This is a genomic window from Ligilactobacillus equi DSM 15833 = JCM 10991, from assembly GCF_001435735.1.
Lineage (GTDB): Bacteria > Bacillota > Bacilli > Lactobacillales > Lactobacillaceae > Ligilactobacillus > Ligilactobacillus equi.
The window spans coordinates 1-213 of sequence record NZ_AZFH01000033.1; the positions used below are offsets into that span (position 1 = coordinate 1).

The window sequence follows — 213 nt, forward strand, 5'->3', positions numbered from 1 at the left end:
TGTAACTTCGTATTTCAAAATTAAGCCATTAATACTTACTACCATATGAATTTTAAAGCCGTACAAATAAATCTTTTTGGTTGCGCTATAGCCGATATTAGCGACTTCACTAAAAATTTTGGCTCTTCTGTTTCTAATAGGTTGGCAAAGTGGTAATGGGAAACTATCCATTATCGCCATAGTGCTTATTGATGTTTGAGTCAGCAGTCCCTG

1 protein-coding gene is annotated in these 213 nt (G+C 35.2%); it reads right to left on the minus strand.

Annotation, left to right across the window (positions count from 1 at the left end; genetic code table 11):
* Nucleotides 1-213, minus strand: a 213-nt coding sequence (locus FC36_RS04260) for a transposase (RefSeq protein ID WP_275453089.1), incomplete at both ends; no start/stop codon positions are given.